This is a genomic window from Nocardia sp. NPDC050697, from assembly GCF_040654395.1.
Lineage (GTDB): Bacteria > Actinomycetota > Actinomycetes > Mycobacteriales > Mycobacteriaceae > Nocardia.
The window spans coordinates 415,331-430,946 of record NZ_JBFAHY010000001.1 but is presented as its reverse complement, the minus strand read 5'-3'; the positions used below and the strand labels follow the sequence as shown (position 1 = coordinate 430,946).

Below are 15,616 nucleotides of genomic sequence, written 5' to 3'. Positions count from 1 at the left end.
CGAAAGGCTCGATAGCGATCATCCCCGATGGGCGCTCAGCGTCGGCTGCGGGTCGGGTTCCCGACCCAGCCGATCAGTGCGCCGCCGAGTTCGCGCGGGTTGAAGTTCGCACAGGCGATCACTGCATCGATGACGCGCCATGACATCCGCCCACCGGAGAATTGAACCAACGCGCGCAGCGGCAACTCGTCGGTGGCGCGGACAACCATCGCCATCGCGATCGGATCCCGCTTTGTCGACTCATCCAGATCGGCCGCCATTCCCAACCCCCAGCGCAGCAACCGACCGACGACCGTGACACCGATATCGCCCACGGTGGAATCGCGGGTGAAGGGTCGCGCCGGCCGCTCCACCGGCACCGGTCGCCCCAGCCGGTACGCGAAGTCCGAGTCGCACGCCGCGATCGCGGGCACCGGCGCGCTGTCCACCGGATCGCTCACCTCACCCTCGACGTACACCTCCACAGCATCCACGATCCGCTCACTCGAGCGACCGACCTCGAGCGTGAAAAGGCCGGCGGGCACCCGCCAAGCGTTCGCACGGACATCCCAGAAGGCCAGATCGCGTACGTGTACCGGCACCTCGGCCACTCGCGTCTCCCCCTCGTCCAGCTCCACCCGCGCGAAAGCCACGAGTTCCCGCCGCGGCCGCAGCACGACCCCCGTCCGGTCGTGAGCGTAGATCTGAACCACCTCGCTGGTCGGCCGATTCCCGCGGTTGGCGACCGTGACCGAGACCCGAAGCATCGCTCCCGCGTCGACACGGTGCCGGTCCACACGCACATCGCTCCACTCGGTGCGCCCGTAGCCGAGACCATGACCGAACGGGAACAGCGGCGCGATCCCCGCGGTGACCGCGTGCCGATATCCGACGAAGACTCCCTCGCGATACTCCACCTGCCGGGCCCCACCCGGAAACCATCGGTCGGATCCGATGTCCTGGCGGCGGGCGGGGAAGGTCTCGGCGAGCCGCCCCGCCGGCTCGACCGCTCCGGTCACAGCATCGACCAGCGCCCCGCCCGCCGCCTGCCCACCCAGGTATCCCTCCAGCACCGCCGCCACCCGAGGAAGCCAGGGCATCGACACCGGCGCCCCATTGCTCAACACCACCACAGTCCGCGGGTTGGCCGCGGCGACCGCTGCGATCAGCGCGTCGTGCTGCGCCGGAAGCCCGAGGCCGGTGCGGTCGAACCCCTCGCTCTCGTAGATTCCGGGGAGCCCGGCCAGCACGATGGCGACATCAGCCTGCCCCGCCACCCGCGCCGCCTGCTCGATCTTCTGTTCGTCGCGGGCCGAGGTATGAGCGTCGTAGCCCGGCGCGTAGGTGACGTCCATGCCCGCCGCGGCGAAAGCCTGCAAGGCTGTTGTCAGCCGCGTGGGCGCCACCACGGAGCTCCCGCTGCCCTGGAAGCGAGGATGCTCGGCGAACGCACCGATCAGCGCGATCCGTTCGGTGCCGGTCAACGGAAGCACGCCATCGTTGCGCAGGACCACCGACGCAGCCGCGGCAGCGCGCCGGGCCAGCGCGTCGTGCTCGGCAACCATCTGTGGGGGGAGTCGGTCGGCGGGTTCGTCGAACGCCAGATCACCGAGCGCGACAACGCGTTGCGCTCCGGCGGCGACCGCGGCCTCGGTCAGGATGCCCGCGGCGATCGCGGCTTCGAGTTCCGGGCGGCGGTCGAGCCCGCCGGGCATGTCGAGATCCGTACCCGCCGCGACTGCGGCGCCGGCATCGGACACGGCGCCCCAGTCGCTGACCACCGCTCCAGCGAACCCCCACTCCGTGCGAAGGATGTCGGTGAGCAACATCGTGTGCTCGGTGGCATGCACACCGTTGACGAGGTTGTACGCCGCCATCACCATTCGGGGCGCTGCGGAGCGCACCGCGATCTCGAACCCACGCAGATACAGCTCACGGAGCGTGCGCTGGTCCACCACGGCGTCGATGACGAATCGCCGATGCTCCTGGTTGTTCACCGCGAAATGCTTGAGGCAGGCGCCCACCCCCTGCCCCTGCATGCCTCGGACCGCCGCTGCCGCGAGCTGTCCGGACAGCAAGGGATCCTCCGAGTAGTACTCGAAATTGCGGCCACACAGCGGGTGCCGCTTGATGTTCAGCCCCGGACCGAGGACCACACCGACACCGAGCACTCGGGCCTCGCGCCCCACCGCCGCCGCCACCTCGCCGACCAGCGCGGTATCCCAGCTCGAGGCCAGCGTCACCGCAGGCGGAAAGCAGGTCGCCGGGATGCTGGGCGCCAAGCCCAGATGGTCGTTCACCGGCCCCTGCACCCGCAGCCCGTGCGGACCGTCGGCCAGCCGCACCGAGCGGATTCCGAACGCCGGGACGTCCCGGGTCTGCCAGAAATTCTTGCCCGACAGCAGCGTCAGACGCTGCGCCTCCGACAGACCAGCTGCCCGAGCTGCGGGCTCGGGCTCGGGCTCGGGCTCGGGCTCGGGCTCGGAATAGGTCATCGATCGCCTCCAAACTGTCCGAACATCGAGCACATCGTAACTATCACGTGCAAGTGTTCTGCGGCCCACCCAGCGGGACGTACACCGAGCGAGTGCCGCGAACTACCGCAGAATCGGAAGGACGGAGTTCAACGACAGGAGCGGTCGGCCAACGATGCGAATCGGGATCAACACCCCCGTGGTCACCCGCCTTCCCGGCGCGTTCAGCGCGTGGGAGGCCGACGCCGGGATCGACGACATCGCCCGCATCGCCGCCACGGCCGACCGATTGGGCTTCCATCATCTGACCTGCAGCGAACACGTCGCGGTGCCCGCCGAGGTCGCCGCCGTGCGCGGCGGTACCTACTGGGACCCGCTGGCCACACTCGGCTACCTGGCGGCCCGGACCGCACACATCCGGCTCGCCACCCAGGTGCTGGTGCTCGGCTATCACCATCCCCTCGAGATCGCCAAGCGATACGGCACGCTCGACGTCGTCAGCGGTGGACGGCTGATCCTCGGCCTGGGCGTCGGCTCCCTGCGCGAAGAGTTCGACCTGCTCGGCGCGGCGTTCGAAAACCGCGGGGCACGCGCAGACGAGGCTCTGCGCGCACTTCGGGCAGCATTGTCGCAGCGACAGCCGCACCACCACAGCGCGCACTACCAGTTCTCGAACATGATCGTCGACCCGCACGCCGCCCAGGCGCACGTACCCTTTTGGATCGGCGGTCGGTCGGCCCGATCCCTCCGAAGGGCGATTGCCCTGGCCGAGGGGTGGGTTCCGTTCGGGCTGGATTTCGACAGTCTGCGCTCGATGCTCGCCGCGCAGCCGCTGCCGGCCGGTTTCGAGGTGGTGCTGTCCGCGGGACGCCTGGACCCGCTCAGCGATCCGGCGGGGACACGGAATGCGGTCACGGCGGTCTCCGAGGCCGGTGCCACCGTGGTCGGTGCCGCCATCCACGCCACTTCGGCGACGCACTACTGCGAACAGCTCGCCACGCTCGCAGATCTCAACGCGCGTCATTTCCCCGAGTAGACCCCGAACCACACCACCGACTTGTTCCTGGGCGAACACAGGAACAAGTCGACCGACTTACTTCCCTCGGAGAACGCCTTTCATCTGCTTTCCGATGAAGTCCGTGGTCTTACGCGGAGCGAGCCGCACCAGCCGGTCGAGCAGATTCGCATCCTGGCCGACGAGCACCCGGAACGAACCGTTCTCCATGCCTTCCACCATCAGTTCCGCGGTGCGCTCGGGCGTGGTGGCACGGACCTTCTTACCGCCCGGGTCGACCATCTCGACTCCGGAGTTTCCGGTCAGATTGGTGCTGATGTTTCCCGGGAACACCGTCGTCACGGTGACATTGGTGTCCGCGAGTTCCTGATAGAGACCTTCGCTGAACTGCTTGACCGCTCCCTTGGTGGCGCTGTAGACCGTCTGACCGGCGAACGGAAGCAAGCCGGACAGGCTGGCCACGTTCACCAGCCAGGCGTGTGGCCGCTGCCGCAGCTCCGGCAGAAAGGCCAGGCACATGTTCACCGTGCCCCAGAAGTTCACCTGTACGACGCGCTCGATCTCGCGGCGCTCGAGTTCGGCGACCGGTACGAATCGGTGGATGATTCCGGCGACGTTGACCAGCCCGTCGAGCTGCCCGTGCGCGGCGGTGATCGCCGCGGGCAGGGCGTCGACCGCGGCGACATCGGTGACATCGGCGATATGTGACGAGGTCCGATCGGCCGTCGAGCCGGCGAGGGTCCGGGTCTCGGCGAGTGCATCCTCCTTCAGGTCGATCAGCGCCACGCGCGCCCCTCGCTCGAGCAACCGCAACGCGGTCTGCCGCCCGATACCGTTGCCCGCGCCGGTGACGGCGACGACTTTGCCCTGCAATTGCATTTTTCCTCGTTTCTCCGACGTGGAGGTGCTCCACGCGGCCCTACTCACCTGTACCTGTTCGACGGCGTGCCGTGACCGAGCGCGACCGCTCAATGGGATGCGCGAGGAGCTCGCTTCGCTGCCACGGTCGCGATGACCGCAGTGGCCTGTGGATAGCTCGGTGACCGTGCGGTGACGCGCACAGTGCCGGCGGCGCCGATCGAACGGAGAACCGCCAGCGCCCGGCCCCGGTAGGTCCGAGCCGTCGCCCCTACGTAGCTGCCGATCGGGGCCGGGTCGGCGCTGCCGAAGCCCACCAACTCGGCCGGGCCCTCGATTTCGAGGGTCACCTCCGTATCGGCCAGCATTTCCACGACTCCGTCGGCGTCGGCGATCTGGATGCCGATGAATGCCAGGTCGGCGCCGTCGGCGGACATCTGCGGAGCCTCGGGCACCACCGTCAACTCGAGTTCCCCGGTGCTCGAACGCAGTGCGGAGCGGCCGGTTTCCCGACCGCCGCGATAGCCGACCGCGACGACGACACCGTATTCGTAGGGCAGCGCGAATCGTGCGAGGTGATGTCGTGGCTTCCGGCGGCCGACGGAGCGCCCGTTCACGATCAACTCGACCTCGTCGTCGGCGGAATAGACCTCGACCTGCGCGAGGCGGCCGACGCAGCCCTGCCAGGACCAGCTCTGTACCGCGTCGGTGCTGCGCCATGCGACCTTCGCGACGGTCACGCCGGCGAGGTCGAGGGGACGGACCGCGATCGCGGGGGCTGCGAGCCCGCCCCACGCGGCCTGGGCAAGGCGCAGCGAAGTGTCGGGACGACCGGTGATGTCGAACATGCCCGACCCGGCGACAAGGTACGGATAGGGCTTCGCGAGCGGCGCGAAGCGCCGTCCCGGCATCCATACGCCGATACCGGCCTCACCCAGATAGTCCCAGCCCGTCCAGACGAAGTCCCCGATGACCGAGGGCAGCTCACGGACCAGCTGCCACGCGCGGGCGACATCTCCGGGCAATGTCTCCGTTCCGAGGATGACCCGATCGGGTCGGCGGCGAGCATCGCGTCGATAGCGTCCGAGCGCGTAGTTGTAGCCCGCGACGTCGAGGTGGGCGAAAGAATCGCGCGTCACCCGATCTGCGCGTCGAGTCCGCGCGACCAGATCGAACATCCCGGCAAGCTTGTTCATCAGCATGTTCGCCATCGTCGAGCCGAGCGCGGCACCGGTGTCCCCTCGCTCACTCGCCGGAGACGGCCCCCGGGATGGACCCGCCTTGATCGAGGTGAGCACACTGAGGAACAGGTTGACTGCGGCGGTAACGTGACGATCGGGGTCGCGTTCGCGCACGAAGCGGGCGATCTCGGCGGTGAGCGCTGTTCCGCTTTCACTGCCGTGCTCGGGGATCTCGTTGCCGATCGAGAGCAGGATCACCGAGGGGCGATTACGGTTCTTGGCGATCGCTCGTTCCGCGTCCGTGCGCCAAGTCTCGGTGAACCGATCGGCACGGTCGTACGGCGTCTTGCTGACGCTCCAGTGGTCGCTCAACTCATCGAGGACGTACATGCCGAGCTCGTCACACGCGTCGAGCAACTCGCGAGACGCCGGATTGTGCGAGCTGCGCAACGCATTGAAGCCTGCCTCCTTGAGCAGGCGCACCCGCCGGAACTCCGCCGCACGGTGCCCGGCAGCGCCGAGAACACCGTGATCGTGGTGCACGCAAGCACCCCGAAGTAACACCACCCTGCCGTTGATCCGTAGCCCCTGGCGCGAATCGACACTGACCGTGCGCAGCCCGGTCCGCTCGACCCGGCGGTCCAGCAACTCACCGCCGCGACGAACCTCCACCTCGCAGTGGTACAGCATCGGGTCCTCGACCGACCATGGCCGAGCCGCCGGCACGGTGAGGTGGACGGTTCCCGCGGTGCTGGTCTCGATCCACCCCTCGGCGACAACCGCGTCTCCGTCGAGCAGCCGCACAGTGACAGTCAGGGCATCGGCGCCCGGATTGTGCAGCTCGACGCCGACCTCTACGGCTGCCACGCCATCGGCGAACGAACGGGTGCGCACCCGGACTCCGTCGGCGGTCACGTGTATCGGCGGAATCAGCAGCAGCCGGACCGGCCGGAAGAGACCGGAGCCGGGGTACCAGCGGCTGCGCGGATGCTGACGGTCGTCCACCTCGACCCGGATATCCAGGTCATCGCCCACGTGACCGAGTGCGGTGAGGTCGAAGTCGGAATCATGGTAGCCGCTACGGATCTCGCCGATTGGTCGGCCATCGACGAACAGTTCGCCTGCGCCCTGGACACCCTCGAATCGCAGAATTACCCACCGGTTCCCCACCGGCTCGCCGGAAGTCCAGGTCGTCCGATAGCTATAGGCGCCCCCTTCGAACCAACCACTGTCCGAGCCTCCGGCGGCGTCGGCCGATCGTGACGCTCCGATCATGGCGTCGTGCGGTAGCCGCACCGAGGTCTCGGTCATGCCACCGTCCCGGGAGAACTGCCAGTCGACCAGTTCGACGGCACTGGACGAGCAGGCAGTCACGTGTTCGGTCATCGCTTCCTACATCCGGGTCGGAGGTCACCGCCATCACGGCGGGCACCCAGGCGGCGCCACACTAAGCTAGCACGTGATAGTTCCGGTGCTCCGGACAGTTCTCGGCTCAGCTGAGCCGCTCGATGATGAGCGCCATGCCCTGGCCGCCGCCGACGCACATGGTCTCCAGACCGAACTGCTTGTCGTGGGTCTGCAGGTTGTTGATGAGCGTGGTGGTGATCCGGGCGCCGGTCGAGCCGAACGGGTGACCGAGGGCGATGGCGCCGCCGGAGACGTTGAGCTTGTCCTCGTCGATCTTCAGCTCACGGGCCGAGCCGAGGACCTGGACGGCGAAGGCCTCGTTGATCTCGACCAGGTCGATGTCGTCGATGGTCTTGCCCGCGATCGCGAGCGCGCGCTTGACGGCCTCGATCGGGCCCAGGCCCATGATCTCCGGGGACAGCCCGGACACGCCGGTGGAGACGATCCGGGCGAGGGGGGTGAGGCCGAGTTCCTTGGCCTTGGTGTCGCTCATGATGACCAGGGCGGCGGCGCCGTCGTTGAGCGGGCAGCAGTTGCCCGCGGTCACGGTCCCATCAGGGCGGAAAACCGGCTTGAGCCCGGAGACCGCCTCGTAGGTGACCCCCGCGCGCGGGCCGTCGTCCTTCGAAATCACGGTGCCGTCGGGCAGGGTGACCGGGGTGATCTCGCGTTCGAAGAACCCGGCGGCGATCGCTTGCTCGGCGCGGTTCTGCGAACGCACACCCCACCGGTCCTGCTCCTCGCGGGTGATCCCGGTGGAGGTGGCCACGTTCTCCGCGGTCTGGCCCATCGCGATGTAGACATCGGGCAGCAGCCCGTCCTCACGCGGGTCGTGCCAGATCCCCGCCCCGCCCTCGGCGGTCTTGGCGGTGCGGGCCTGGGCCTCGGCGAACAGCCCGTTCTGGGTGTTGGGCCAGGAATCGGCCGAGCCGTTGACATACCGGGACACGGTCTCCACACCGGCGGAGATGAACACGTCCCCTTCGCCTGCCTTGATGGCGTGGAAGGCCATGCGGGTCGACTGCAGCGAAGAGGCGCAGTAGCGGTGCACGGTGGTGCCGGGCAGGGTGTCGTAGCCCAGCTGGACCGCGACCACGCGGCCGATGTTGAAACCCTGCTCACCGCCCGGCGAGCCGCACCCGAGGATCAGGTCGTCGATGGTGGCGGGGTCCAGGGCGGGGACCTTCTCGAGTGCGGCGCGCACGACCTGGGTCGTGAGGTCGTCCGGGCGCAGCTCCGCCAGCGAGCCCTTGCGGGCCCGGCCGATCGGGGAGCGCGCGGTCGAAACGATGACGGCCTCTGGCATGGAAACTCCTTTGTCACAGTGGAAGACGATCGAGGTCGGTCCGGTGTCCCGGCGCTCGGGATGCCCGCGGCGGCCGGGCCTCGGGCCGATCCGGCACTTGTTCTCGGTCGGCGCACGGCCAGACGACGGCGACGATCAGCACCACGAGCGGCAGCCCGATCGCTATCCCAAAGCCCGCGGCGAGTTGCGCCTCGTTCAGCATGTCGTCTCCGTTCGGCCCGGGCCGGGGGAAGGGTGGACCGCGCCGGTCAGGATCTCGCCGCGGCGCGGCCCGCCCGGCGGCCGTAGAAGCTGCCGTCGCCGAGCGACGCTCCGCTGACGTAACCGCCCGCGCAGATCCCCGAGGTGCAACGACCCGCGGCGAAGAGCCCGGGTATGGGCTCGCCGGAGGTGTGGATGACCCGGGAATCCAGGTCCGTCCGCAGCCCGCCGAGGGTGAAGCCGCCGGTGCGGTTGCGCAGGTCGTACGCGGCGAGCGGCGTGCCGATCGGCTTGACCCACTGCGGCTTCTTGCCGAGCAGCGGGTCGGCGCCCACCGCGGCGTGCCGGTTGTACACCTCGACGGTGGCCTGCAGCACCCCCGCCGGGAACCCGATCTCCGACTCCAGCTCCTCGACCGATTCCGCGACCCAGGCCGGCGGCTGGGCGCGCATGGCCGCGCTGGAGGAGACAGTGCCGTTGGCCTCCTCCAGCGCGGCCTCGTCGATGATCAGGAACGCCTCGTTCTGCTGGCGGATCAGCGTCGACTGCCCGATGTGGCTGGGGTAGGAATCCTCGGGGATGTAGCGCTGCCCCCGGCCGTTGACCAGGATGCCGCGCGCCAGGACCTGCGGATCGGCGAAGATGGCGACCTCGATCGCGTCCATGTGCGCGAGCTGGGCGCCGAGGGCCTGCGCGACCCGGATGCCGATGCCGTCGTGCTCCTCGATCGCGGCCGCGGGCCGATCGATCAGCAGCGGCGTGAACGCCTCGACCATCTGCTGGTCGTAGGCGAAACTGCCGGTGGCCAGCACGACCCCGCGCCGGGCACGGACGGTGACCCGCTTGCCGTAGCGTTTGGCGACCACCCCGGCGACGCGGCCGGATTCGTCGACGACGAGGCGCTGCATCCGCAGGTCGTACTCGGCCCGCACACCGAGCGACTCCGCGACGTCGGTGAGCGGCTTCATCAGCATGTAGCCGCCGCCCTTCGCACCGGTGTGCTTGTCGGCCATCTGCGCCAGGTGCCCGCGCGGCGCCGGGGTGGCGATGGTGTTGTAGGGGGCGGCGTTCTCGCCTCCGGAGAACATCAGGCCCTGATCGGCGGGCGGCTCCCAGCCCGGCTCACCCCAGAACTCCTCCTTGAACGGCACTCCCTGGGCGACGAGCCAGTCGAAGTGCTCCACGCTGCCCTGGCAGTAATCGTGGATCTTGGCGGCGTCGACGCCGGGACCGAGGGCCGCGGTCAGGAACGTCTCCATGTTCTCGGGGCTGTCCTCGAATCCGAGAGCTTTCTGCAGCGCGGTGCCACCGCCGAGGTAGATGAAGCCGCCGGACAGCGTGGCGGCCCCGCCCCACCCGCCGGTGCGTTCGAGTACCAGGACATCCGCGCCCGCCTCGGCCGCCTCGATGGCGGCGGCCGCGCCCGCGGCACCGTAGCCGACGACTACCACATCGGCCTCGTGATCCCACTCGCTGATCGCGGCTACCCGCTCGGGCTGGACCGTGGCGGTATTCGACATGAAACTCTCCTGTCCGAGGCACCGCGGGCTGTCGTTGTCAGCGGGCGAAAAAGGGCGGCTCGATCGGCCCAGCATCGTCGCCGCGTACCCCCGATGTGCCGCAACATCCCACTGAGCGAGAGCCGAACCGCCCGGGCTCGCACGTCCCCGCTGCGTAGGACACCCCGCCGAGGTGCGGCCGCCGCCTTTCAGGCAACGGAGTGACGCTGCAACGTTCTCGGCGTCTCCGCCCAGCCGCAGGGCAGCCCGCACGCCAGGAACAGGATGCGTTCGACCGTGCCGGAGGAGAAGATCCTGGTGATCTCCGACGCCTGGACGTGATACCCGCACCGCGGACAGGCGTCGAAGTAGTTCAGCAGTTCCCGGTTGCTCCCGGCGATCACGTGATCGGCGCCCGGGTCGGCGGTCTCCTGCCGCACCCACACGGAGCGTGGCGCCCCCGCGCCCGGGCGGGCGCGGACATCGAGCCGGAACGGCGTGGGCACGGCGCGCCTCCTCCTCTGTCCCGCCGGCTCTCAGGGGGCGGGCTCGAGCACGAGCACCGGAATCTCGCGCGTCGTGGCAGCCTGGTAGTCCTGGTACGCGGGCCACACGCGGACCGCGCGATCCCACCACTGCGCCTTCTCCGCGCCGGTCACCTCACGGGCGACCATGGCGTGGACGACGTCCCGGTCCCGCAGCTCCACGTGCGGGTGCGCCAGGATGTTGAAGTACCAGACCGGATGCTTCGGCAAGCCTCCCTGCGAGGCCACCACCGCGTAGCGGCCCTCGTGCTCCACCCGCATGAGCGGGGTCTTGCGCAGCTTCCCGGTCTTGTTTCCCACGGTCGTCAGGATGACAACGGGCTTACCCTCCAGGTCGCCGAGTTCGGTGCCGCCACTCTCCTCGTAGCGCGCGACCTGGGTGCTCACCCATTCGCTGGCACTGGGGGCATACTCACCGGAAAGGGGCATAGCCGTCCTCCTCGATCTGCCGATACTCGTACCTGCCGGACGCTAGCGCCCCCGCGCCGCACCCGGTCCTCGCCTTCCCACTGTGCGGGAGCGGGAAGGACCCGCCGGCGGGTCCATCCTGTTGAACGGGATACGCGATGCCGGGACCGGATCCCTGCCCTACCGTCAACGGCCACCACCAGATCGAGGGAAGGTACTCCGATGCCGGCAACCAGCACGCGCGGGAACACCGGCACCGCACGTGCCCGGCGCTGCCGCCGATGACCCGCACCGGCTACCGGGCGGGCAGCGCACCCTACCGGCGCGCCACCTTCGCGCTGTTCACCGCCGGGATGGCGACGTTCATGACGCTGTGGTGCGTCCAAGGTCTGCTGCCCGTCTTCTCCGCGGAGTTCGGCGCGACGCCGGCTCGCGCGGCCCTGGCCGTCTCCGCCACCACCGCGCTCCTCGCGGTCGCGATCGTGCCCGTCAGTGTGGCGTCCGAGCGCTTCGGGCGGACTCCCGTCATGGCCTTCTCCGCGTTGTCGAGCACGCTGGTGGGATTGCTGCTCCCCTGGAGTCCGACGTTCGAGATCCTCGTCGCCGGCCGGGCCATGCAGGGGTTGCTGTGCGCGGGAATTCCCGCGGTCGCCATGACCTATCTCGTGGAGGAACTCGACGCCCGCGATCTCGGCGCGGCGATGGGCATCTATGTCGCGGGGACGTCGGTGGGCGGGCTCACCGGCCGCCTCGTGCCCGCCATCGGCCTCGACATCCTGCCGTGGCAGTGGGCTTTCCAAGCGGGCACGGTGCTGGCCGCGCTCTTCGCGGCGGTATTCGTCTGGCGGGTGCCTGCCTCCCGGAACTTCACACCGCGGCGAATCGCGGTGCGGCAGCAGGCCGGCGAACTCGTCGCACACCTGCGCGATCGGACGCTGTTCTGCCTCTTCGGTCTGGGATTCCTGCTGCTCGGCGCCTTCATGGCGCTGTACAACTTTCTCGCCTACCGCCTGTTGAGTCCGCCGTTCTCCCTGCCCGAGTCGGTCGTCGGGCTGGTCTTCGTCCTGTACCTGGTGGGAACGGCCTCCGCCGCGATCGCGGGCCGGCTCGGTACTCGATTCCACCGGGGCCGGGTCCTGCTCACCGCCATCGCGGTCATGGCCGCCGGGGTCGCGCTCACCCTGTCCGATGTCCTTGCCGTCCTGCTCGCCGGCGTGGCGGTCACGACCGCCGGATTCTTCGCCGCCCACTCCATCGCGAGCGGGTGGGTTCCGCTGCACGCGAGCGTGAACCGCTCCGGCGCGTCCTCGCTCTACCTGCTCTCCTACTACCTCGGCAGCGCCGTCCTCGGCGCGCTCGCCGGGGCGCCGTTCGCCCGATTCGGCTGGCCCGGCCTGGTCGTCTACCTGGCGGTGATCCTGGCCATCAGCGCGATCGCGGCGCTCTATCTGTCGGCGAAGCGATCCACTCCACGGGATGGCAAGCCGATCGGCCGCCGAGCGCGCGCCTCCCGCCCCACGCCGGCCGGAGCGCGCGGCACCGGTTGAGGTCCGGTCTCCCGCTCACCGGACGGCGGACACCTCAGCACCGCCGGGGCCGCCCTACGGTGCGGGAATTCGATCCCGGGTGCTCGGCCGGGACCGAGATTTTCCGCGCCAGGAGGACGTCACATGATCGATCCACCCGAAACCGTCCGATCCACGGGGGGACCGAAAACGGCTCGTTCCACCGCCGCGATCGTGACCGCGCTGATCCTGGCCGAGTGCGTCAGCGCGTTCGAAGCCGGAATGATCTTCATCGCGCTGCCGCGGTTCGGCGAGATCTTCGGTGCGCCCGCCGCCACCACCGGGTGGGCGGTGACCGCCTACATGCTCGTGGCGGCGACCGCGGCCCTGGTAGGCGGCCGCCTGGGGGATCTGCACGGCCGCAAGAGGGTCCTCATCGCGGTCATGTTGCTCTCCGCGGCCGGATCGCTGCTCAGCGTCGCCGGCGATTCGATGGGCGCGATCATCGCGGGCCGCGGTGTGCAGGGCGTGGCCGGGGCGATCCTGCCGCTGTGCTACGGCCTTGCCCGCGAGGCCCTGCCGCCGGGTGCCGTGTCGCTCGCGGTCGGTTTCATCAGCGGCGCCGCGCTGCTCGCCGGGGCCGGCGGCTCCCTGATCGCGGGCGTGCTGCTCGATGTCGCCGATTGGCACATGATCTTCGTTTTCGCGGCCGTGCTCGCGGTTGTCGCGTCGACCGGCGCCGCGGCCGCGCTGCCACCCTCCCCGCCGTCGGGGCGCCTACACCGCTTCGACTACCTGGGCGCGGCGCTGCTCACGCCGGGATCGACCGCGCTCCTCTACGGCATGACCCAGGGACCGCGATGGGGCTGGACCAGTCCCGGCGTGCTCGCGTTCATCGCCGCCGGTCTCGCGATCCTGACGGGATGGGCGGTATGGGAGCTGCGCTGCCCGGACCCGCTGGTCGATCTGCGTGTGCTGGCCGACCGGCGGATGGCGCTGAACCTGATCGCGCTGTCGGTGCTCGCCCTCGGACCGGTGGGTGCGGTGCAGATCGTGACGCCGATGATCCTGCAGAGCCCGGAATCGCTGCCGGTCGGACTCGGCATGTCGGCCACGGTCACCGGCCTGGTCGCCGGGTTCGGCGCGCTCGTCGGTTTCGCGGCCTCGCCGGTCGCCGGGCTGGTGGCCGGGCGGTGGGGCGGACGCACCGCGTTCCTGGCCGGGGCGGCGCTCTTCGCTCTCGCCAATCTGCTGATGCTGCTCGGGCACCGGTCCCTCCCGGTGATGATCGCGGTGTTCGCGGTGGGCGCGGTCGCCACCGCGTTCGCCTACACCGGCTACCCGAAGATCGTGATCGAGTCCGTGCCCGAGGAGGTCACCAGCGTCACCACCGGCGTGCTGTCCACGGCGCGGCAGGCGTTCTCGGCGGTCGGGGTGGCGATCGTGTCGGTGCTGCTGTCGCTGTCGACCGTCCCGGGAACGACCTCGCCCACGCTGCCGTCGTTCACCCTTGCCGTCGGTTGGTTCATCGGCTGCTCGCTGGTCGTGGCCGTGCTCTGCGTGTTCATCGGGCGCCCTCCGGCGACCGCGAGCGGAAGCGCCGCCGGCGCCCCGGCCGCCCTCGCATGAGCGCAGCGGCCCGCCGCGATCCGTCCGCTCAGTGGCATCCCACGAACCACACCACCACCGCGCAGCCGATGCTGTGACCATGATCGACGACCGCACCCCCTGCGCCGGCGGAGTTCGGTGACGACTGCGGCGAACCCCGCCCTCGACACCACGGCCCCGCGGCACGACCCCGGCTCGGGAACCCGGATCGTGGCGGTCCTCGCCGCCTGCGGAATTCTGATGGCGTTGCAGCAGACCATGATGCTGCCGCTGCTCCCCGCCCTCCCCGCCCTGCTGAACACCTCGGCGGCCACCGCATCCTGGTTGGTCACCGCGACTCTGGTGAGCGGCGCGGCGATCACTCCGCTGATCGGGCGGCTGGCCGACATGTACGGCAAGCGGCACCTGATCCTGGCAACACTGCTCGTCGTCGTGGCCGCGTCCGCGCTCGGCGCGGTGAGTGATTCGCTGCCGGCGCTCGTGGTGTCCCGCGCCGTGCAGGGCTGCGGGCTGTCGCTCATCCCGGTCGCCATGGCGACCATGCGCGATGTGCTGCCCGCGCATCGCGTCCCCGGCGCGGTCGCGACGATGAGCGCGTCGATGGCGATCGGGGCGGCGACCGGCCTGCCGCTGTCCGGGGTGGTCGTGACCTACCTGGACTGGCACTGGATCTTCTGGGTGATGGTGATCAGCGGCGGCATTCTGGCGGTGGCCGTGGCCGCGGTCGTTCCGGCGTCCCGGCCCGCGCGCGGCACCCGCGCCGGCTTCGACCATCTGGGCGCGCTACTGCTCGCCGTCGCTCTCACCGCGCTGCTGCTGCCGTTGTCCAAGGGCGCGCAGTGGGGATGGACGAGCTCTGCGACCCTCGCGTGCGCCGGGGCCGGCCTGCTCGTCCTGGCGATATGGGTGCCGCAGCAACTGCGCCGCGCTACGCCGCTGGTGAACCTGCGCGTCGCTGCCCGGCCCCCGGTGATCCTGGTCAACGGCTGCGCGCTGCTCGTCGGTTTCGCCCTGTTCAGCAATATCCTGATCACCACCCAGATGTTGCAGCTGCCCGCGGCGACCGGCTTCGGCGCGGGGATGAGCGTGCTGCAAGCGGGCTGGTGGCTCATGCCGATCGCGCTCGTCGGGATTCTGGTGGCGCCGCTGGCCGGGCGTGCCATCGCCCGCTTCGGCGCGCCGCTGGTCCTGCTCGCGGCCGCGACCGAACTCGCGATGGCGTTCGCGCTGCGGGTGCCGTTCAGCGGCGAACCCTGGCAGCTGCTCACCGGCGCCGTTGTGGTCGGCGCCGGCCTGTCGCTGACGATCGCCGCGATCCCGACGTCGATCATGGCGATGGTCCCGATCACCGAATCCGCCTCCGCCACCACCATCGGCGCGCTGCTGCAGTCGGTGGGCACCTCGTCCGCCAGCGCCACCATGGCCGCCGCCGCGACCACCTGGACCGTCACCATCGGCGCCGGCACCTACCCGGCTCTGACCGCGTTCACCGCGATGTTCTGGATCTCGGCGGCCACCACCGCGTCCGCTGCTGTCCTCGCCCTCACGCTCCTCGCCCGGGAACGCCGCGCGCGGGCCGCGACCGCCACGGCCCGGTGACCCGAGACCGGCCGGGCGACAGCCGTCCGCC

Annotated in this window: 12 protein-coding genes; 4 read left to right on the top strand and 8 right to left on the bottom strand. The window is 70.0% G+C overall.

All coding sequences use genetic code 11. The annotated features are described in order from the left end of the window. Positions 1-35 precede the first annotated feature (35 nt). Complete coding sequence (locus tag AB0H71_RS02195) at positions 36-2,474, bottom strand: glycoside hydrolase family 3 C-terminal domain-containing protein (RefSeq protein ID WP_357013992.1); 2,439 nt, start codon at positions 2,472-2,474, stop codon at positions 36-38. Between the two features lie 154 nt (positions 2,475-2,628). Here AB0H71_RS02195 and AB0H71_RS02190 point away from each other — a divergent pair, with 154 nt between their 5' ends. Continuing rightward, complete coding sequence (locus tag AB0H71_RS02190; RefSeq protein WP_357013989.1) at positions 2,629-3,489, top strand: LLM class F420-dependent oxidoreductase; 861 nt, start codon at positions 2,629-2,631, stop codon at positions 3,487-3,489. Positions 3,490-3,546: 57 nt separating this feature from the next. Here AB0H71_RS02190 and AB0H71_RS02185 read toward each other — a convergent pair whose 3' ends face one another. The 7 genes from AB0H71_RS02185 to AB0H71_RS02155 form a co-directional block, all read right to left on the bottom strand. Next, positions 3,547-4,347 carry an SDR family oxidoreductase gene (locus tag AB0H71_RS02185; RefSeq protein ID WP_357013986.1) on the bottom strand — a complete coding sequence of 267 codons (801 nt, stop codon included), beginning with the start codon at positions 4,345-4,347 and terminating at the stop codon, positions 3,547-3,549. 89 nt (positions 4,348-4,436) lie between these two features. Next, positions 4,437-6,893, bottom strand: coding sequence for a glycoside hydrolase family 2 TIM barrel-domain containing protein (locus tag AB0H71_RS02180; RefSeq protein WP_357013983.1), 2,457 nt, complete (start codon positions 6,891-6,893; stop codon positions 4,437-4,439). 106 nt (positions 6,894-6,999) lie between these two features. After that, the gene (locus tag AB0H71_RS02175) at positions 7,000-8,220 is read right to left on the bottom strand and encodes an acetyl-CoA C-acetyltransferase (RefSeq protein ID WP_357013980.1); all 1,221 of its coding nucleotides are present in this window, start codon (positions 8,218-8,220) and stop codon (positions 7,000-7,002) included. A 13-nt stretch (positions 8,221-8,233) separates the two neighbouring features. Then, entirely contained in the window at positions 8,234-8,422 is a 189-nt protein-coding gene (locus tag AB0H71_RS02170; RefSeq protein WP_357013978.1) for a hypothetical protein, read from the bottom strand. 46 nt (positions 8,423-8,468) lie between these two features. After that, positions 8,469-9,941 (bottom strand): FAD-dependent oxidoreductase, encoded by a 1,473-nt coding sequence (locus AB0H71_RS02165; protein ID WP_357013975.1) that lies wholly within the window; start codon positions 9,939-9,941, stop codon positions 8,469-8,471. Between the two features lie 188 nt (positions 9,942-10,129). Then, on the bottom strand, positions 10,130-10,426 hold the full coding sequence (locus AB0H71_RS02160; protein ID WP_357013972.1) for a hypothetical protein: 297 nt from the start codon (positions 10,424-10,426) through the stop codon (positions 10,130-10,132). A gap of 30 nt (positions 10,427-10,456) precedes the next feature. Continuing rightward, positions 10,457-10,894: a nitroreductase family deazaflavin-dependent oxidoreductase gene (locus tag AB0H71_RS02155; protein ID WP_357013969.1), complete on the bottom strand. Its 438-nt coding sequence runs from the start codon at positions 10,892-10,894 to the stop codon at positions 10,457-10,459. Positions 10,895-11,154: 260 nt separating this feature from the next. On the opposite strand from AB0H71_RS02155, the gene AB0H71_RS02150 reads away from it, so the two are divergent. From AB0H71_RS02150 to AB0H71_RS02140, 3 genes are all read left to right on the top strand, one after another. After that, entirely contained in the window at positions 11,155-12,420 is a 1,266-nt protein-coding gene (locus tag AB0H71_RS02150) for an MFS transporter (RefSeq protein ID WP_357013966.1), read from the top strand. Positions 12,421-12,543: 123 nt separating this feature from the next. After that, entirely contained in the window at positions 12,544-14,007 is a 1,464-nt protein-coding gene (locus AB0H71_RS02145) for an MFS transporter (RefSeq protein ID WP_357013964.1), read from the top strand. Between the two features lie 117 nt (positions 14,008-14,124). Beyond that, complete coding sequence (locus tag AB0H71_RS02140) at positions 14,125-15,585, top strand: MFS transporter (RefSeq protein ID WP_357013961.1); 1,461 nt, start codon at positions 14,125-14,127, stop codon at positions 15,583-15,585. The last annotated feature ends 31 nt before the right edge of the window (positions 15,586-15,616 follow it).